The sequence below is a fragment of the Marivita sp. genome, from assembly GCF_020055635.1.
GTDB lineage: Bacteria > Pseudomonadota > Alphaproteobacteria > Rhodobacterales > Rhodobacteraceae > Marivita.
On the sequence record NZ_JAIPUT010000003.1, the window covers coordinates 16992 to 33803 of the forward strand.

Annotated in this window: 20 protein-coding genes; 7 read left to right on the forward strand and 13 right to left on the reverse strand. The window is 63.5% G+C overall.

Translation table 11 applies throughout. The features are described from left to right. Nucleotides 1-52 precede the first annotated feature (52 nt). Together LCF60_RS02350 and LCF60_RS02355 are read left to right on the forward strand one after the other, a co-directional pair. Nucleotides 53-985 carry a VOC family protein gene (locus LCF60_RS02350; protein ID WP_292289410.1) on the forward strand — a complete coding sequence of 311 codons (933 nt, stop codon included), beginning with the start codon at nucleotides 53-55 and terminating at the stop codon, nucleotides 983-985. Next, entirely contained in the window at nucleotides 978-1574 is a 597-nt protein-coding gene (locus LCF60_RS02355; RefSeq protein WP_292289411.1) for an alpha/beta hydrolase, read from the forward strand. The genes LCF60_RS02350 and LCF60_RS02355 overlap by 8 nt, the downstream gene beginning before the upstream one ends. Before the next feature lie 33 nt (nucleotides 1575-1607). Here LCF60_RS02355 and LCF60_RS02360 read toward each other — a convergent pair whose 3' ends face one another. The 3 genes from LCF60_RS02360 to LCF60_RS02370 form a co-directional block, all read right to left on the reverse strand. Next, nucleotides 1608-1769, reverse strand: coding sequence for a DUF465 domain-containing protein (locus tag LCF60_RS02360; protein WP_292289412.1), 162 nt, complete (start codon nucleotides 1767-1769; stop codon nucleotides 1608-1610). 87 nt (nucleotides 1770-1856) lie between these two features. After that, nucleotides 1857-2657: a methyltransferase gene (locus tag LCF60_RS02365; RefSeq protein WP_292289413.1), complete on the reverse strand. Its 801-nt coding sequence runs from the start codon at nucleotides 2655-2657 to the stop codon at nucleotides 1857-1859. Further along, nucleotides 2647-2862: a DUF2007 domain-containing protein gene (locus LCF60_RS02370; protein WP_292289414.1), complete on the reverse strand. Its 216-nt coding sequence runs from the start codon at nucleotides 2860-2862 to the stop codon at nucleotides 2647-2649. The genes LCF60_RS02365 and LCF60_RS02370 overlap by 11 nt, the downstream gene beginning before the upstream one ends. 56 nt (nucleotides 2863-2918) lie before the next feature. On the opposite strand from LCF60_RS02370, the gene LCF60_RS02375 reads away from it, so the two are divergent. Next, nucleotides 2919-3917: a polyprenyl synthetase family protein gene (locus LCF60_RS02375; RefSeq protein WP_292289415.1), complete on the forward strand. Its 999-nt coding sequence runs from the start codon at nucleotides 2919-2921 to the stop codon at nucleotides 3915-3917. Here the strand turns inward: LCF60_RS02375 and LCF60_RS02380 are convergent. From LCF60_RS02380 to LCF60_RS02390, 3 genes are all read right to left on the reverse strand, one after another. Further along, nucleotides 3910-4812, reverse strand: coding sequence for a 4-(cytidine 5'-diphospho)-2-C-methyl-D-erythritol kinase (locus tag LCF60_RS02380; RefSeq protein WP_292289416.1), 903 nt, complete (start codon nucleotides 4810-4812; stop codon nucleotides 3910-3912). The genes LCF60_RS02375 and LCF60_RS02380 overlap by 8 nt on opposite strands. Beyond that, the gene (locus LCF60_RS02385; protein ID WP_292289417.1) at nucleotides 4799-6523 is read right to left on the reverse strand and encodes a tetratricopeptide repeat protein; all 1725 of its coding nucleotides are present in this window, start codon (nucleotides 6521-6523) and stop codon (nucleotides 4799-4801) included. The genes LCF60_RS02380 and LCF60_RS02385 overlap by 14 nt, the downstream gene beginning before the upstream one ends. Before the next feature lie 99 nt (nucleotides 6524-6622). Then, nucleotides 6623-8272: an electron transfer flavoprotein-ubiquinone oxidoreductase gene (locus LCF60_RS02390; protein ID WP_292289418.1), complete on the reverse strand. Its 1650-nt coding sequence runs from the start codon at nucleotides 8270-8272 to the stop codon at nucleotides 6623-6625. A gap of 274 nt (nucleotides 8273-8546) precedes the next feature. Here LCF60_RS02390 and greA point away from each other — a divergent pair, with 274 nt between their 5' ends. Together greA and LCF60_RS02400 are read left to right on the forward strand one after the other, a co-directional pair. Then, nucleotides 8547-9017, forward strand: coding sequence for a transcription elongation factor GreA (gene greA, locus LCF60_RS02395; RefSeq protein WP_292289419.1), 471 nt, complete (start codon nucleotides 8547-8549; stop codon nucleotides 9015-9017). A 16-nt stretch (nucleotides 9018-9033) separates the two neighbouring features. After that, complete coding sequence (locus LCF60_RS02400; protein ID WP_292289420.1) at nucleotides 9034-10041, forward strand: hypothetical protein; 1008 nt, start codon at nucleotides 9034-9036, stop codon at nucleotides 10039-10041. Nucleotides 10042-10135: 94 nt separating this feature from the next. Here the strand turns inward: LCF60_RS02400 and glp are convergent, their stop codons facing one another. Genes glp through LCF60_RS02420 form a run of 4 tightly spaced genes read right to left on the reverse strand, consistent with a single transcriptional unit; the run spans nucleotide 10136 to nucleotide 14254 of the window. Further along, the gene (gene glp / locus LCF60_RS02405; RefSeq protein ID WP_292289421.1) at nucleotides 10136-12253 is read right to left on the reverse strand and encodes a gephyrin-like molybdotransferase Glp; all 2118 of its coding nucleotides are present in this window, start codon (nucleotides 12251-12253) and stop codon (nucleotides 10136-10138) included. Next, on the reverse strand, nucleotides 12250-12741 hold the full coding sequence (gene mobB / locus LCF60_RS02410) for a molybdopterin-guanine dinucleotide biosynthesis protein B (protein WP_292289422.1): 492 nt from the start codon (nucleotides 12739-12741) through the stop codon (nucleotides 12250-12252). Before mobB ends, glp begins: the two co-directional genes overlap by 4 nt. Further along, nucleotides 12738-13370: a molybdenum cofactor guanylyltransferase MobA gene (gene mobA, locus LCF60_RS02415; protein ID WP_292289423.1), complete on the reverse strand. Its 633-nt coding sequence runs from the start codon at nucleotides 13368-13370 to the stop codon at nucleotides 12738-12740. The genes mobB and mobA overlap by 4 nt, the downstream gene beginning before the upstream one ends. Continuing rightward, the gene (locus LCF60_RS02420; protein ID WP_292289424.1) at nucleotides 13367-14254 is read right to left on the reverse strand and encodes a formate dehydrogenase accessory sulfurtransferase FdhD; all 888 of its coding nucleotides are present in this window, start codon (nucleotides 14252-14254) and stop codon (nucleotides 13367-13369) included. Before LCF60_RS02420 ends, mobA begins: the two co-directional genes overlap by 4 nt. A gap of 53 nt (nucleotides 14255-14307) precedes the next feature. On the opposite strand from LCF60_RS02420, the gene LCF60_RS02425 reads away from it, so the two are divergent. Further along, nucleotides 14308-15015, forward strand: a complete 708-nt coding sequence (locus tag LCF60_RS02425) for an AzlC family ABC transporter permease (RefSeq protein ID WP_292289425.1) — start codon at nucleotides 14308-14310, stop codon at nucleotides 15013-15015. Then, a complete protein-coding gene (locus tag LCF60_RS02430; RefSeq protein WP_292289426.1) occupies nucleotides 15012-15335 on the forward strand; it encodes an AzlD domain-containing protein in 324 nt (107 codons plus the stop codon). The genes LCF60_RS02425 and LCF60_RS02430 overlap by 4 nt, the downstream gene beginning before the upstream one ends. A 3-nt stretch (nucleotides 15336-15338) precedes the next feature. On the opposite strand, the gene LCF60_RS02435 is transcribed toward LCF60_RS02430, so the two are convergent. The 3 genes from LCF60_RS02435 to LCF60_RS02445 form a co-directional block, all read right to left on the reverse strand. Further along, nucleotides 15339-15965 (reverse strand): hypothetical protein, encoded by a 627-nt coding sequence (locus LCF60_RS02435; protein WP_292289427.1) that lies wholly within the window; start codon nucleotides 15963-15965, stop codon nucleotides 15339-15341. Nucleotides 15966-15984: 19 nt separating this feature from the next. Continuing rightward, nucleotides 15985-16119 (reverse strand): aa3-type cytochrome c oxidase subunit IV, encoded by a 135-nt coding sequence (locus LCF60_RS02440; RefSeq protein ID WP_292289428.1) that lies wholly within the window; start codon nucleotides 16117-16119, stop codon nucleotides 15985-15987. Nucleotides 16120-16205: 86 nt separating this feature from the next. Further along, a complete protein-coding gene (locus LCF60_RS02445) occupies nucleotides 16206-16664 on the reverse strand; it encodes a DUF6173 family protein (RefSeq protein WP_292289429.1) in 459 nt (152 codons plus the stop codon). Between the last annotated feature and the right edge of the window lie 148 nt (nucleotides 16665-16812).

Consider the following 16812-nt stretch of genomic DNA (forward strand, 5'->3'; position numbering starts at 1 on the left):
TGCAGCTAGATACGGCACTGAACATCACAACGCTGACTTCAGGAGACTGGACATGATCAACCAGATCAACGGACTGCACCACGTGACCTCGCTGGCCAGCGGGGCGCAATCCAACAACGACTTCTTCACCAGGACGCTGGGCCTGCGCCGCATCAAGAAAACCGTCAATTTCGATGCGCCCGAGGTGTATCACCTGTATTACGGCGACGAGGCAGGCACGCCCGGCACCGTCATGACCTATTTCCCGTTCCCCAACGCGCGTCGGGGTCGGCCCGGCACGGGTGAGGTTGGGATCACCGGGTTTGCCGTGCCCAAGGGCAGCCTGCCCTACTGGCAGGACCGGCTGGCGACGTTCGAGGTGAGAAACATCCAGACCGAGACACGTTTTGGCGAAAACCGTCTGCGTTTTGACGGGCCGGATGGCGACGGCTTTGTGCTGGTGGAAACCGATGACGATGCCCGCGCTCCATGGACCAACAATGGCGTTCCGGCAGATGCTGCCATTCGCGGCTTTCACAGCGCCGACATGCGGCTGCGGGATGCCGGGGCCAGCGCGGAACTGCTGCGTTTCATGGGCTATGAAGAACTGGACCGACAGGACAACGTCACCCGCTTTCATGTCCCCGGCGGCAACGAGGCAAACGTGATCGACATCACCCAGGTCAGCGCCCCCGGCGCGGATCAGGGCGCGGGGTCGGTGCATCACGTCGCGTTTTCCGTCGACAACCGGGAAAAGCAGCTCGAGGTGCGCCGCGCGCTGATGGACACGGGGTATCAGGTCACGCCGGTGATTGACCGCGATTATTTTTATGCGATCTATTTCCGCACTCCGGGTGGCGTGCTGTTCGAAGTGGCAACCAACGAGCCCGGCTTTGACCGTGATGAAGATACGGCCCATCTGGGCGAGGCTCTCAAACTGCCGACGCAGCACGAACATCTGCGCAGCGTTCTGGAAGAAAAATATCTGGAGCCGATCCTTGACTGATTACATCCTGCGCGAAACCAAGGGCGTGCCCGGCGCGCCTTTGGTCTTCACCTTTCACGGCACCGGCGGCGACGAGACCCAGTTTCACGGATTGGCGGAACAGCTCTGGCCCGGCGCGCATGTGGTTTCGCCGCGCGGGGATGTGTCTGAACACGGGATGAACCGATATTTCCGGCGCACCGGCGAGGGTGTCTACGACATGGACGATCTGGCCAGGCGGCGCGACGCGATGGCAGCGTTCATTCGGTCAAAGATCGACGCGACCAAGCCAGAACGCGTGATCGCGCTTGGCTATTCCAACGGCGCAAACATCGCCGCCGCAGTGGCGTTCGAGGAGCCGGGATTGTTCACCGACGTGATTGCCATGCACCCGCTGATTCCGTGGACACCCGATCCGCAACCGGGCTTGGCGAACACCCGATGGCTGATCACTGCTGGCGAACGGGACCCGATCTGCCCGGCGCCTATGACAAGGACCTTGATTGCCTATCTGCGCGACCAGAATACGGATGTAACCGAGCAGTGGCACCCCGGCGGACACGAATTGGTGCAAACCGAGGTGCAGGCGATTCAGGATTTCCGGACATGAAAAAGCCCGGGGGGAGACCCGGGCCAATCATGGTTAAGAGAGACGCTCAATCTCTTCCTTGAGTCGGAGTTTCTGCTTTTTCAGGGACGCAATCGCCAGGTCATCTGTTCCCGGGGAGCGTTGGGCCTGTTCGACCTCTTCAGACAGGTGTTGGTGCTTCCGCTTCAATTCCTGAAGGTGTGAAGTCAAGCTCATGAAGTCCTCCTGTGACTGATTGGATCTTCAGTCCATCACAGTTTTACAAATCTGTCACGCCGCATGCGCATTCTGAGTAAATTCTTGCTAACCGTGCTTGGTTTGGCTGCGGCTTTGAACGGGGAACGGCAGAGACTGCGGCGTCCTCAGGACCCTTGAGATGGTTTCCGAGTACGAATCACCGTCTTTTTCATGCGTATCGCCGCGGTGCAGCACAAGCGGAGGGTGCGACATGAACGCCGCCCTGCGTCCCTTGCGGCCACGCAACAGGAACAGCCGTGCCGTGCGATGGGTTCGCGGGTGAATCGGCCACAGTTCGAGCGCGCCCAAATTGGCGTAAAAGGCGCTCATCAGTTCCGGCAGACGATCCGCGCGCTGGATGAAGGTGGCAACCCCGCCGGGCCGCAGGCGTCTTGAGGCGACTTCGACCCATTTCGCCAAGGGAAGCTCTCCGGACCGCGAAATGGCGCGCTCCTGCGATTGCGGCGCGACGGCGCGGAAATCCTCGAAATAGGGCGGGTTGGCAATGACATGATGATAGCGGCGATCCGTCACGTCTTTCGGAAGCGCGGCCACATCGGCGCAGTGGATACGCCCTTCGACACCATTGTCGTCAAGATTGCGTTGCGCCAGCGCGGCATAGGCGGATTGAATCTCGACGCCGGTGCAGGTCAGGCCGGGCACGCGAACGCCGAGACAGGCCAGTGCCGCACCGCCGCCGCAGCCCAGTTCGAGCACGGTTTCACCAGCCTTGGCTGGGATCGAGGCCGCAAGCAGAACCGGGTCCATCCCGGCGCGGTAGCCGTCCCGGGGTTGCCAGAGCCGCACCGCCCCTCCGAGGAAATTGTCGCGCGTCAGATCCTCGGGGGCAAAGGGATCAACCCTCAAACTTGACTCCGTAGTCGCGCAGAACACGTCGCGCCTCATCAAGTTCATGGCTGCGCACCATCAGGCGTCGTGGCAGGATACCGATGGAGCCTTCGAGGATGCTCATGTTTACGTCCAATTCAAAGCTGGCTATACCCTCGTCCTCAAGCACGGCTCGGGCGAGCGGTATCAGTGTGATGTCATTGGTGCGCAAAAGCTCTTCCATGACCATGATGTAGGAACACCCGGCCCGCTTTGTCGAGCCTTCCTGAAGGAATGGTGATGATGTTGGATAAACCAGGTCAGAAACCGCATGATCGGTTGGCAGAAATCCTGTCGGACGACATGGCAGAAGTGAACACGCTGATCCGGACACGGATGGCGTCGGAACATGCGCCGCGCATCCCCGAGGTGACCGCGCATCTGGTCGAGGCCGGCGGCAAGCGATTGCGGCCGATGCTGACGCTCGCTGCGGCACGCATGTGCGGCTATGAGGGCGACAACCACGTCAAGCTGGCCGCGACGGTGGAATTCATCCACACCGCGACGCTGCTGCATGACGACGTGGTGGACGAGAGCGACAAGCGGCGCGGGCGGCCCACGGCGAACCTTTTGTGGGACAACAAGTCAAGCGTGCTGGTGGGCGATTACCTGTTCGCCCGGTCGTTCCAGTTGATGACCGAGACCGACAATATCCGCGTCTTGCGCATTCTGTCCGATGCTGCGGCGACCATTGCCGAGGGCGAGGTCCTTCAGATGACCGCGGCGCAGGATCTGCGCACGAGTGAAGACATCTACCTGCAAGTGGTGCGCGGCAAGACAGCGGCGCTGTTTTCGGCGGCGACCGAGGTTGGTGGCGTGATTGCCGACATGGACGAGGCGCGGATCAAGGCACTTTTCGACTATGGCGATGCGCTGGGAATCGCGTTCCAGATGGTCGATGACCTGCTGGATTACTGGGGGTCGGATGCGACGGGCAAGAATGTCGGCGATGATTTCCGCGAACGCAAGCTGACCCTGCCGGTGATCAAGGCGGTGGCCCTAGGCGACGCCGAGGAACGGGAGTTCTGGAAACGCACCATCGAAAAGGGCCGCCAGGTGGATGGCGATCTGGATCACGCGATCGCGCTCTTGAACAAGCACGGGTCACTCGAGGCGACACGCGCCGAGGCCAATGACTGGATCGCCAGGGCCCGCGCGGCGCTGGCCACCCTTCCCGCGCATCCGATCCGCGACATGCTGGACGATCTGGCCGGTTACGTGGTGGCGCGGGTCAACTGACCTTGGGCAGGGCTGCGTTGAACTGGTCGGCCAGAACGCAGCCTGCAACCCACCAATCCGGATATGCGTCGTACAGCCCGCGTGCAGCCTCTTTTGCCGCCGCTTCGGTTTCGAACAATCCGAAACAGGTAGCACCCGAGCCTGACATCCGCGCCAGACCGCATCCTTCCTGGGCCGCAAGAACGCCGAGCACATCGGCAATGGCTGGCTGCACCGTCAGGGCGGGCGGCTCAAGATCGTTGCGCATGTCGCCAAGCCAATCGATGAGCGCAGCCGCGTCTGCAAATTCGGGGAGGTTGTCCGGCATCGGCGGATTGGTCTTGGACGTCAGTGCCTTGAAAACGGACGGTGTCGACACGGGAAGCCGTGGATTGACCAGCACCGCATAGAGCGTCGGAAGCGGCACGACATCAAGCTGATCGCCGATCCCTCTGGCGCGCACGGGTTTGCAGGCAACGCACATGGGCACATCGGCCCCGAGGCGCGACAGGACTTCCAAGTGCTGCCCAAGCACATCCCGAGGCGCAGATGCCAAGGCATCTGTGCGGGCGTCGTCAAGACAGACCATCCCACGCCATGCCGCCGCCGCATCTGCCGATCCGCCCCCGATCCCGGATGCAGACGGCAGGTGCTTTTCCAACCGCAGCGCCGCGCCGTCCTGCTGAACCAGTGCCGCGGCGCGCAGGGCGAGGTTGTCCATGTCCGCCGGAACGCCCGCAGCTTCGGGGCCCTCCACCGTCAGCGACAGGGCATTGCCCGGCTTGATCTCCAGCCGATCCCCGACTGACGCGAAGGTGACCAGCGAGTCCAGAAGGTGGTAGCCATCGGCGCGCTGGCCGGTCACATGCAAGGTCAGGTTGATCTTTGCCGGGGCAAAGACGTCAACCGTCGTCATTCGCCACCTGAAGCGGCTCCGATCCCTCTTCGGCCAGCACCTGATCCAGTCCCACGTCGAGCTTGCGGCGGATGCGGTCGGGATCGACATCTTCGGCGCTGGTGCCGTAGGTGGCAAAGGACAGCGCCCTGCGCCACTGGAACCGCGCCTCGGTCTTGCGCCCCACGGCCCAGTACACGTCGCCCAGATGATCGTTCACCACCGGATCGACCGGCATCAGTTCGGCTGCCCGCTCCATGTGTCCGACGGCTTCGTCATAGCGGCCCAGGCGGTACAGGACCCAGCCCAGCGAGTCGATGATGTAGCCGCTGTCAGGCCGTGCCACCGCCGCCCGTTCGATCATCTCGAGCGCCTCGTCGAGGTTGGTCTGCTTTTCAACCAGCGAATAACCAAGGTAATTGAGAACCTGCGGCTGATCGGGGTTCAGCTCGAGTGCATCGCGGAAATCGGCCTCGGCCTCGTCCCAGCGGTCGAGACGTTCATAGCTGATGGCACGCGCATAATGCAGGAACCACTGCGCGCGGGTTTCCTCTTCGAAAAGATCAAGCGCCCGCGTATAGGCGTCGATCGCCTCTTCATAGCGTTCAAGCTGGCGCATCGTATCGCCCAGGGTCGACAGGACGATCGGCTGATCGCCATGCGATTTGGCCAGTTGCTGCAACACCTCGACGGCCGCATCGGTCTTGTCGCTGTTGCGCAACGCGGCGGCCCGTCCAAGCTCGGCCGCGTGGTACGCCGGATGATCCGCGGGCACCTTGGCATAGGCCTTGACCGCCAGTTCGGGCTGGCCCATCTCGTCCAGCAGGCTGGCGGTCAGCAGGATCGCGTCGATATGATCGGGGCGCAGGTGTTCCGACACCCGTGTATAGAGCAGGGTGAATTCGTCATTCGCCTCGTTCGCCAAGGCGGCGGCCAGCGTGTAGAACACCTCGGACAGACCGTCGCGCGCGCCTTGGATATGGGTGAAGGGCAGCGCATCGCCCGCATCCAGCGCGTCGCGCATCTCGCGCAGGCCGGGGTCAAGCTCGGTGCCGAAGGACGCGTCGATCAGGTCAAGCCCGTCCTGGTTGCGGTCAAGCTGGCTCAGCACCTCGACCTGCGCCATGACCCCGCGCCGGGTCAGCTGCATCCCGCCGGCTCCGGCGTCGTCGAAGATCGCCGCGGCGCTTTCGAAATCGCCGACCGAGGCCAGTGCAAGCGCCTTGTGATAAAGCGCGAAGTTGCGCAGGCCCTGCTGTTCGGACAATTCGTCGAACTTGACCAGGGCCGCGGACATGTCGCCCAGCCCAAGCTGCGCCCAGGCGGTCAGCAGACCGTCAACCAGCGGCCCGACGCCCCTGTCATCCTCGATCATGCCGATCAGGGCACTGTATTCCTCGGCCTTGGCCCGCTGCGCCACGAGCGCCATATGCGCCACCTGGCTGCGGTGACCGTCGCTGACCAGCTTGGTCGCGAGCGATGCCGCCCGATCCAGATCACCGAGCGAGATTTCCGCGAGTGCGGCCCGTTCGAGGACCACCGGGTTTTCGGGATCGTGCATGACTGCGCGGCCATAATAGGTCGCCGCCGCCTGGATATTTCCGTCAAAGCTGGCCTGCCGCCCGGCGAGGTAATCGCCCGACAGGGAATTGGCGAACACCCCGCCCGGAGCGATCAGACAGAGCGCCACCGCCGCTGTGCCGAGAAGGCGTTTCATGCTCGAGTTACCCATGTATTTCTCCTTGGAAGGCGAATTTTGCAAAGCGTAACGCGCGGCAGGTACACACGCAACAAAAGCAAGGGGCCGGGCTATGGCCCGCCCCCTTTCGTGTCACATATTCGGATAGTTCGGCCCGTCTCCGCCCTGCGGCACGGTCCAGTCGATGTTCTGGCTCGGGTCCTTGATGTCGCAGGTCTTGCAGTGGACGCAGTTCTGGAAGTTGATGACGAACTTGTCCTCGCCCTTGTCGTCCTTCACGAACTCATAGACGCCAGCCGGGCAATACCGCGCGGACGGGCCACCGTATTTCGGCAGGTTCACCGACACCGGGATCGACGGATCCTTGAGCTTGAGATGCGAGGGCTGGCTTTCCTCGTGGTTGGTCGCCGAGAAGGACACGTTGGTCAGCCGGTCGAAAGACAGCTTGCCATCCGGTCTGGGATAGTCGATCGGCTTGTGATCCTTGGCTTCACCCGTCGCCTCGGCATCGGATTTGCCATGGCCGACCGTGCCGAAAAGTGAAAAGCCCAGGGTGTTGGTCCACATGTCGAACCCGCCCAGCGTGAGCGACGCGGTCAGCCCGTATTTCGACCAGATCGGCTTGACGTTGCGCACCTTCATCAGGTCCCGGCCGATCGAGCCGTTGCGCACCTCGGTTTCGTAATCGTTCAATTCGTCCGACGCGCGGCCGTCCTGAATCGCGGCATAGGCCGCCTCGGCGGCCAGCTTGCCCGAGATCATCGCGTTGTGGTTGCCCTTGATGCGGGGCACGTTGACCATGCCGACCGCACAGCCCAAAAGCGCCACACCCGGCGCGACCATCTTGGGCATCGACTGGTAACCGCCTTCGGATATCGCCCGCGCCCCGTAAGCCACGCGCTTGCCGCCCTCGAGCAGTTCCTTGAGATACGGATGATGCTTGAACCGCTGGAATTCCATGTAGGGATAGACATGCGGATTGGCATAGTTCAGGTGGACAACGAAGCCGACATAGACCTGGTTGTTATCCAGATGGTAGATGAACGATCCGCCGCCGGCGTTCTTTCCAAGCGGCCATCCCATCGTGTGCGTCACGCGGCCCGCCTTGTGCTTGGCCGGGTCGATCTCCCAGATCTCCTTCATGCCAAGGCCGTATTTCTGCGGCTCCTTGCCTTTGGCCAGGTCGAACTTGGCGATCACTTCCTTTGACAGGCTGCCGCGTACCCCTTCGCCAAGAAACACGTATTTGCCATGCAGCTCCATGCCCGGCTCATAGCCCGGCCCCGGCGTGCCATCCGCCTGCCTGCCGAATTCGCCGGCGACCACGCCCTTGACCTCACCATTGTCGCCATAGACGATTTCAGAGCAGGACATGCCGGCAAACACCTCGACACCCAACTCCTCGGCCTGCTCGGCCATCCAGCGGCAGACATTGCCCATCGACACGATGTAGTTGCCGTGATTGGTCATCAGAGGCGGCATCGGCCAGTTCGGAATGCGGACCTTGCCCGCCTCGCCCAGCAGGTAGAAATTGTCCTCGGTGACCGGAACGGTGAGCGGTGCGCCCTTGTCCTTCCAGTCGGGGATCAGCGCATCCAGACCGCAGGGGTCCAGCACCGCGCCCGAAAGGATATGCGCGCCCACCTCGGAGCCCTTTTCAAGGACAACCACGTCGAGGTCGGCATCCAGCTGTTTCAGACGGATCGCGGCGGACAGGCCGGCCGGGCCTGCGCCTACGATGACCACATCATATTCCATCGCTTCGCGCGTGTGTTCGCTCATGTCGGGCTCTTTCCTGCAAGTCACGTGTCGAAAACCTGACAGGTGACGTATCCTGCGCACCCCCCACGGTCAATTGCGACACCGCGTTACACCGCTTGTGACGCGGTCTCTGCCCCTTTTTCGTGCGCCGGGACCAGCCGAGTCTCGCCAAGCCCCCTTGCGTTTTCACAGCGTGTCAGGTCACTGTTGCGACAAGAGAAATGACATGATTAGACGGCGCCACCAAGTTTCGGCGCCACAGCCCAAACTCTGCCGACCAAGAGGGAACCGTCCCATGGAAAAGCTACCGATGACCCGCGCGGGCCATGCCGCGCTGGAAACCGAATTGAAAACGCTCAAGTCCGAAGAGCGTCCCGCCGTGATCAAGGCGATTGCCGAGGCGCGCGAACTGGGCGACCTGAAGGAAAACGCCGAATACCACTCGGCGCGCGAAAAGCAGGGCTTCATCGAAGGCCGCATCAAGGAACTCGAAAGCGTTCTCAGCCTTGTCGAAGTGATCGACCCCACCAAGCTTTCGGGCCCGATCAAGTTCGGCGCGACCGTGACGCTGGTGGACGAGGACACCGACGAGGAAAAGACCTGGCAGATCGTCGGCGAACACGAGGCCAACATCGAAAAGGGCCTTCTCAACATCAAATCCCCCATCGCCCGCGCCCTGATCGGCAAGGAAGAGGGTGACAGCGTCGAGGTGCGCACGCCGGGGGGCGACAAGTCCTACGAAGTGCTCAAGATCGAATATATCTGACGGGTCGGGTCTGGAGATGGCACAGCAAAAAGACGCACGTCCCGGACCGGTCTCGATCCCCAGCCGTGCGGTCGACGGCTCGGGTGGGCTCAGCGGAATCGAACTGACCGCTGCCGCGCTCAGCCTGCTCTGGCTGATCATCTCGGGCGCGTTCTTCCTGTTCGCAGGCAATGACGGCGCCGACGGCCTGCGGTTTCTGCTGGTGATGATGGTGATCTTCTTTCCGGTGGGCATGATCTGGGTCGCTGCCGTGGGCGCCCGGTCGGCGCGGATCATGCGCGAGGAAAGCGCCCGGCTGCAAACCGCCATCGACGCGATCCGCCATGCCTATATCACGCAGAACCAGGCCGGCGGCCGCGATCAGCAACCGCACCCGTCGATCGTCAAGAAACTGGAAGAGATCGCGGAGGCGCAGAAGAAGGCGGAAACCACGCTGGCGATGTTCACCTCGACCCGCGCCGCCCAGATCGCGGTGCGGGCCGGCACACCGGACCCGGAAACCGGCGACCAGCCCACGCTGGCCCTGGGCACCCCCGCCGATGCGCTGCAACCGCCGCTGTCGACCGCCGATTTCATCCGCGCGCTGCATTTCCCCGAAACCGCCGACGACCAGGAAGGCTTTGCGGCACTGCGTCGTGCCCTCAAGGACCGCCCCTCGGCACAGCTGGTGCAGGCGGCGCAGGACGTGCTGACCCTGCTGAGCCAGGACGGCATCTACATGGACGACCTGCGCCCCGACATGGCCCGCCCCGAGCTGTGGCGGCGCTTTGCCAAGGGCGAACGCGGGCGGACCATCGCCGCCCTTGGCGGTGTGCGCGACCGCTCATCGCTGGCTCTGACGGCAGGCCGGATGAAGCAGGACCCGATCTTCCGCGATGCGGCGCATCATTTCCTGCGGCTCTTCGACAAGGGGTTCGCCCGGTTCGAGGAAACCGCAACCGATTCCGAGATTTCCGAACTCGCCACCACCCGCACCGCGCGGGCGTTCATGCTGCTGGGCCGCGTCACCGGAACGTTCGACTGACACGAGACAGAAGCGGTCTCGGTCCGGGCATTTCCCGTCGGCGCGCACGTTTCCGTCAACGGAAACTCTGGATGCGTCGACGCATCCAATGCGCTCAGAAAAACGACCCGAACGGAAGATACCGCACCGGATCGCCCAGCTGCACATGCACGGCACCGTCCGGAAGTTCGACCAGCCCTTCGGCCCAGCTCAGCCCACTGATGCGCCCCGAGCCTTCGGATTTGAACACCTCCGCCTGTCCGTCGCGGATGCGGGCGCGCAAGTATTCGCGGCGCCCCGGCTTCTTGCGCTTCTCAAAGGCCGCAGGCACCGTAAACGCCTGAGGCTCGAACCACCCTGCCCCCGACAGCGCCGCCATCGCCGGGCGCGCAAAGATCAGAGTACAGACAAGCGCCGCCACCGGGTTGCCGGGCAGGCCGAACACCGGCACCCCGTGCCACAGGCCCAGCGCCAAGGGTCGTCCGGGTTTCAGCGCGATCCGCCATTCCTGCATCGCTCCGGTTTCCCGCAAGAGCGCCGAGATATGGTCTTCGTCGCCCGCCGACGCGCCGCCCGAGGTCAGGATCACATCCGCCTGTTCCGCCGCGGCATCCAGCGCCGCGCGCACCGCATCGCGATCATCCGCCGCGCGGCCCATGTCGGCCATGTCAAAGCCGAACCCGGCACAGAGACTCAGAAGCATGGGTCGGTTGGCATCGAAGATCTGGCCCTCCGTCGCGGGTGTGCCCGGTTCGACAATCTCGTCCCCTGTGGACAAAACCGCCACCCGCAACCGCGTGTGCACGTCAAGCGCGCCATGCCCGACCGCCGCCGCAAGTGCCAGGTCGGCCGGTGTCAGCACCCGTCCGGCACGCAGAGCCACATCCCCGGCCGTCACGTCCTCCCCTGCCTTGCGCGTGTTGGCGCCCCGTTTCAGCGGACCGTGAAAGGCCACTTGCCCCTCAGCGGTGCGCACATCTTCGTCCAGAACCACCGTGTCCACACCTGCGGGCAAATCCGCTCCGGTCAGCACCCGGATCGCGTGGCCCTCGGGCACCCTGCCCGCAAAAGGCGCACCCGCCGCTGCGCGCCCATCCACCAGCGGCAGGACTTGTGGCCCCGCGCCAATCAGTGCCCCGGCAAAGCCGTAGCCATCGACAGCGGTATTCGGATGCGGCGGGTTTGACCGCCTGGCCACCAGGTCAACCGCCAGCACCCGCCCAACCGATTGCATCAGCGGCACGGACTCGACCCCGACCACGGGCGTCATGCGGTCCCGCAACAGCGCCAGAGCATCGTCCACAGGCGTCCAGTCCACCCCCGCGGGCAGCGCGAAACAATCGTTGCGCAACGGTGGCGGCGTCAGGCGCTGCACCCCGCGCGCGGCTGCGTTCAGGTCGGCCTCGTGACCCGTTCCCAGAATCCACGCTTCTTCACTGGCTTCCGGGCCAGTATCGGCAAGCATCGCCTCCAACCGCTTTGGGGGCACCCCCGCCAAAGCCCGTGCCAGAAGGCGCACCTGCTGCGAATCGCGTATCTCGTCTTTGCCACCCTCCTTCACGGCCGGTTCGATCAGGCCCGGCCAAATCTCGGCCAGCACTGTCTGCTCACCGGAGCACTGCTGAAAAGGCCAGACCGCGACACCCGCACGCTGCCGCAAACGTGCCAGCATGGGCAGACCCATCAGGGCCTGACTTCCCACAGTCGGGTTAAAGAAAAGTTGAAAGCAGGACGACGCGGCCTTCGCCGCCACATCGCAGGCGCGCCGCTCGGCGCAGATGTCATAAGCGATCCCCGCCTTGCGATACGGCACATCCGGCCAACCGTCTTCAGCCGGCTTGCCCCAGAACGGCCCCGGCCCGTCGAACAGGCGGTTGATCTCGGAAGCCACGTCAAAACGGTTGTTCTCGCCCGCCTCGCTGTCGGTGATCCGCGCCTCGAGCCAATCCCAGAACACCAGCGGATCGTCCGAGCCTGTGACGTGCCGGACAAATCTGCGTGGATAGCCAAAGGGGAAATCGAACCCGATCAGGGCGCGACGACCCGCCTCCGCCTCGGCGTCGATGAACGCGGTCAGCCACGCTTCGGCCTCGATCCGCGACCGGATATAGACCGGCTCCTGTTCCTCGCCCTGTCGTACAACCCCGATCCAGATCGCATCTTTCGACGGCCGCGCGGGCGCTCGTTTGCCCGCAGACCAGTCAACAATCGCTATCGTGTCGAATCCGGTCAAATCCCCACCTCGGACAGGATGAAATCGGCAATCGCGGTGGTGTCATTCAGATCGAACACCGGACGGTCCAGCTCGAGTGCCGTGTCACTCGCCACGGCGCGGATCGTCAGGTCTCCGGGCGCAATCAGATCGTTGCCCGTTTCGGCCCGAAATGCCTCGACCTTGGGATGATGGTCGCGCTTGTAGCCTTCGACCAGAACCAGATCGACCGGCATCAGCTTGGACAGCAGCGCCTCCAATGTCGGTTCCTCCTCGTCGCGCAACTCGTGCATCAGCGCAAAGCGGTTGCGCGAGGCCAGAAGCACCTCGGTCGCACCGGCAACGCGGTGGCGGTGGCTGTCCTTGCCGGGATGATCGACGTCGAACGTATGATGCGCATGCTTGACGGTGGACACGGTGATCCCGCGGCCCGTGATCTCGGTCACCAGCCGCTCCATCAGCCCGGTCTTTCCGGCGTTCTTCCAGCCCGTGACGCCGTAAATTTTCATGCAAGTGCCTCTGCTGTTTTCAGGTCGTCGGGGGTGTTCACGTTGAAGAACGGATCGCCCTTTTCAATGTCGAACACCGCCTCGCGCCCGTGGTGTTTTTCCGTCCAGATCACCACTTTCTTGATCCCGTCCTGCACAGCGGCGCGCAGATCATCGCGCAGAGCCACGGGCCAGAGGCCGAACGTGGGATGACGGATCAGGCCAGAGCGGCTCATGGACTTGGTCTTTTCCTCACCACGCGGAGTTGCCGCCAACACCAGCGGGTGGGACATGCCTTGAGCCTTGTCTTGAAGCACCTCCACCAGATCGGCGGGAAAGAACGGCGTGTCGGCGGCGACGGTCACGATGCTCTCGGCCCCCTGCCCTGCCGCCCAGTCAAGACCCGCCAGAACCCCCGCCAAGGGCCCGGGAAATCCCGAAATGCTGTCTGGCAGCACCGGCAAATCGAACGCGCCGAATCGGGTCGCATCGCCATTGGCATTCAGCGCCATCTGCCCCACCTGCGGCTGCAAACGGTCGATCACCCGCTGCAAGAGCGTCTGCCCGCCAACCTGCAACAGCGCCTTGTCACCGCCGCCCATCCGCGTGGCCAGACCACCGGCAAGGATCACACCCAGAGGTTTCGTCATTCCGCGCTCTTCCTGCGGCTTTTCTTGCTTTCCTCGGGCACGTCGTCCGGGTTCATGTCGCGCACCAGCCGGTCCTCTCCAGCCAGACACACAAACCGCTTGCCCCGCATCCGCCCGATGCAGGTCAATCCCACCTGCCGCGCGATCTCGACCCCCCAGGCGGTGAAGCCGGATCGCGAGGCCAGCACGGGAATGCCCATCAGCGCGGTCTTGATCACCATTTCCGAGGTCAGCCGCCCGGTCGTGTAGAGGATCTTGTCCTGAGGCCCGACGCCTTCGCGGAACATCCAGCCCGCGATCTTGTCCACCGCGTTGTGGCGCCCCACGTCCTCCATGTAGACCAGCGGGCGATCCTCATGGCACAAAACCGTGCCGTGAATGGCCCCTGCCTCGAGATACAGCGACGGCGTCGTGTTGATCTTCTGCGCCAGCGCGTAAAGCCAGGAGGTGCGCAGCTCGGTCCGGGGAAGCACAACCTTGTCCAACCCCTCCATCATGTCGCCGAACACGGTCCCCACGGCGCAGCCGCTGGTGCGGGTCTTCTTCTTGACCTTCTCTTCATAGCTGGTCTGACGTTCGGTGCGCACCACGACAACCTCGAGATCGTCGTCATACTCCACCCGCGTCACCACGTCATCGGCCAACAACATGCCCTGATTGCGCAGAAAACCCACCGCCAGGTACTCGGGATAGTCGCCGATCGTCATCGCGGTGACGATTTCCTGCGCGTTCAGATAAATCGTCAACGGGCGTTCCTCGACCACGCTGATTTCGGTCTCCGCCCCGGTGTGATCGGTGCCGACCACCCGCCGCGTCAGCCGGGGCGCGCCGGGATCGGGCGCGATGAGGTAGTCCCGAAGCACGTCATCCGGCATAGATTGCATCTCCCCTCGTCCAAGGCTACGTCCGGCCACACCACAGCAGACGAGGCACAGTGATGGCGGCAGGCACCGCAATGTCAAGCTACTGGCGGGGCGTCCGCGACGGCCTGCCCTTTCTGGCCGTTGTCGGCCCCTTTGCCATGCTTTTCGGCGTTCTGGCAACCGAAGCCGGGCTGGCGGTCCATGAAACCATGGGGTTTTCCATCGTCGTCATCGCCGGGGCCGCGCAGTTCACCGCGCTGCAACTGCTCAACGAAAACGCGCCGACGCTGGTGGTGATCGCCTCGGCGCTGGCCGTCAACCTGCGGATGGCAATGTATTCGGCGTCGATCACCCCGTACCTGGGACCGCTGCCGCTTTGGAAACGCGGGATCGCGGCGTATTTCCTTGTCGACCAGACCTACGCGCAATCGGTCCTCGAGTATGAACGCAACCCGGATCAGACAACTTCCGAGAAATTCGCCTATTTCCTGGGGGTCATGACGCCGATCTGCCCGCCGTGGTACGTCTTCACATTGCTTGGTGCAGTTCTCGGCGAAAGCATCCCGGCCAACCTTGGCCTCGATTTCGCCCTGCCCATTGCCTTTCTGGCGATGATCGGACCCATGCTGCGCACCCCGGCGCACCGGATCGCGGCGCTGGTGTCGGTGGTGTTGGCGCTGGCCTTTGCATGGCTGCCGTTCAACGCGGGGCTGCTTGTCGCCGGGCTGGGCGGCATGATCGCGGGCGCACAGGCGGAAACCCGGCTGGGGATCACGCCATGACCGACACAACCGAACTTTGGACAATCATCCTCGCACTGGGGCTTGGCAGTTTCGGCCTGCGCTTTGCGTTTCTCGGTCTCGTCGGGGACCGGGCGATGCCCGCATGGGTGCTGCGCCATCTGCGCTATACTGCCGTGGCGGTGATCCCGGCGCTCGTGGCGCCGCTGGTGCTCTGGCCCACAGCCACCGGCGGAGAACCGGACGCGACGCGGCTTGCGGCGGCCGCAGCGACCTTCGCCGTGGGCTACCTGACCAAGAACGTCTTCGCCGCGATGGGCGTCGGCGCCACCGTTCTGGTGACGCTCAGCACGCTGTTCTAGGCGCTACTGACCGACCACGGCCTCTTCGAACTGCGCGATGGCGACCGCCTTGTCGTCGTCGTCGTTTTCGAAAATCCTGCTGGTCTGAACGCCGGGCAATGCCCCGAAATCGTTCATCAGGCGCTTCGGGAACCACGTGGATCCAACGCGCTCGAAGCCCGGAAGCTGCCGCAGGATCGCGGCCGTGCTGGCCGCACATTGCGCCGACGCCACCGGGCCGTTCGCCACAGCGAGGCGCAGGGCGCGTTCCGCCACTTCAGGAGACACCTCGACCGTCTGGATCACGACATGATAGGTTTCGCGGGCATGAGCGCGGGCATAGAAATCGGCCACGCCGGGCGTGATCCCGTAGAGGACATCGTCCCGTTCGGGCACCGCGCTCAGCCGCACCGTGCCGGCAGGATCAAAGATCACCCGCTGCGACCCGTTGATCATCAGGCTGGTATGCGCCCCCGCGCCCGAGCGGTTGTTGATCATCGTGTAAAGGGTCAGCGCGGGCGGACCGGGATGCCGGTAGGACGCGCTGCTGATCACTTCGGGTGACGCATCGGGGCGCATGTCCACCCCCGCCCCACATCCGGCAAGAGCCAATACGAGCACCCCGATCAGGGCGCGAAAAACGGAAGTCATATCGGCCTTGCCTCGCGGATCAGGAGTTGAAGATCGCGAGGAAGATCAGGACCCCGATCGAAAAGATCGCAACCCGGGTCGACCAGCGGACAAACCCGTCAAAGGTCTTTTCCTGTTCCTTGGTGTCCATCGTTCCGTGCTTGTGTTCAGCCATTTGAGACATCCCTTGCAAATGTTTTCTCGTCGCTACCCGATTTGCCCGACACTGTCACCCGTGCCAAGCGCGCAGTGTGTCGCGGTTCACTCGGACTGTTCCAGTTCCGCCGCAAGCTCGAACCCGATCCGGCGCGGCGGCACGTCTTCACGCGGAATCGGCAACGCCCGGAGCGCCACGTTGAGCTGCGACACGTGCTGGATCAACTGCATCCGGCCCCCCGACGCGTCCGTGCCGTAAAAGGTCACGATGTCAGGGTCGAAATATCCCAGCCCCTCGATTCGCAGCACGCCGGTCTCGTTGCCGGCAAAGCCCATCGCGACCTCGTGTTCATTGTCGAGCTGCTTCTCGAAGTTCTGAATATAGAGGATCAACCGCTCATAAGCCCATTCAGCCGCGCTTTTCTGCTTCATCGACTTGCGCGTCACGGCATCGGGCAAAGGTTTTGCACCGTTTTCGCCACATCCCTTGGCATGCGCTTCGACCTGACGCGGCAGCGCCTCGGCTTCGACAGCTTCGGCTGTGGTCTGGATATCCTGGCTCATCGCACATTCCTTCAGATCGGCCGGGCCATGTTGTCTTGATCCCTTCATACACAAACCGGTCGCCATATCCGAGGGCAGACCTGCCAGACGTGGCGAAATCGTGATGTCGCCCGGTGTTCCGCATATGGCTCGATTCCGGGGCGCGTCT

What these genes read in the sequence shown, in the direction of transcription:
- LCF60_RS02430 (WP_292289426.1), top strand. Translation starts at nt 15,012, where the DNA reads ATGACCGACACAACCGAACTTTGGACAATCATCCTCGCACTGGGGCTT.
- LCF60_RS02370 (WP_292289414.1), bottom strand. Translation starts at nt 2,862, where the DNA reads ATGGAAGAGCTTTTGCGCACCAATGACATCACACTGATACCGCTCGCC.
- LCF60_RS02440 (WP_292289428.1), bottom strand. Translation starts at nt 16,119, where the DNA reads ATGGCTGAACACAAGCACGGAACGATGGACACCAAGGAACAGGAAAAG.
- LCF60_RS02390 (WP_292289418.1), bottom strand. Translation starts at nt 8,272, where the DNA reads ATGAGCGAACACACGCGCGAAGCGATGGAATATGATGTGGTCATCGTA.
- mobB (WP_292289422.1), bottom strand. Translation starts at nt 12,741, where the DNA reads ATGAAAATTTACGGCGTCACGGGCTGGAAGAACGCCGGAAAGACCGGG.
- LCF60_RS02360 (WP_292289412.1), bottom strand. Translation starts at nt 1,769, where the DNA reads ATGAGCTTGACTTCACACCTTCAGGAATTGAAGCGGAAGCACCAACAC.
- LCF60_RS02400 (WP_292289420.1), top strand. Translation starts at nt 9,034, where the DNA reads ATGGCACAGCAAAAAGACGCACGTCCCGGACCGGTCTCGATCCCCAGC.
- greA (WP_292289419.1), top strand. Translation starts at nt 8,547, where the DNA reads ATGGAAAAGCTACCGATGACCCGCGCGGGCCATGCCGCGCTGGAAACC.
- LCF60_RS02420 (WP_292289424.1), bottom strand. Translation starts at nt 14,254, where the DNA reads ATGCAATCTATGCCGGATGACGTGCTTCGGGACTACCTCATCGCGCCC.
- LCF60_RS02425 (WP_292289425.1), top strand. Translation starts at nt 14,308, where the DNA reads ATGGCGGCAGGCACCGCAATGTCAAGCTACTGGCGGGGCGTCCGCGAC.
- LCF60_RS02350 (WP_292289410.1), top strand. Translation starts at nt 53, where the DNA reads ATGATCAACCAGATCAACGGACTGCACCACGTGACCTCGCTGGCCAGC.
- LCF60_RS02380 (WP_292289416.1), bottom strand. Translation starts at nt 4,812, where the DNA reads ATGACGACGGTTGACGTCTTTGCCCCGGCAAAGATCAACCTGACCTTG.
- LCF60_RS02435 (WP_292289427.1), bottom strand. Translation starts at nt 15,965, where the DNA reads ATGACTTCCGTTTTTCGCGCCCTGATCGGGGTGCTCGTATTGGCTCTT.
- LCF60_RS02445 (WP_292289429.1), bottom strand. Translation starts at nt 16,664, where the DNA reads ATGAGCCAGGATATCCAGACCACAGCCGAAGCTGTCGAAGCCGAGGCG.
- mobA (WP_292289423.1), bottom strand. Translation starts at nt 13,370, where the DNA reads ATGACGAAACCTCTGGGTGTGATCCTTGCCGGTGGTCTGGCCACGCGG.
- LCF60_RS02385 (WP_292289417.1), bottom strand. Translation starts at nt 6,523, where the DNA reads ATGGGTAACTCGAGCATGAAACGCCTTCTCGGCACAGCGGCGGTGGCG.
- LCF60_RS02375 (WP_292289415.1), top strand. Translation starts at nt 2,919, where the DNA reads ATGATGTTGGATAAACCAGGTCAGAAACCGCATGATCGGTTGGCAGAA.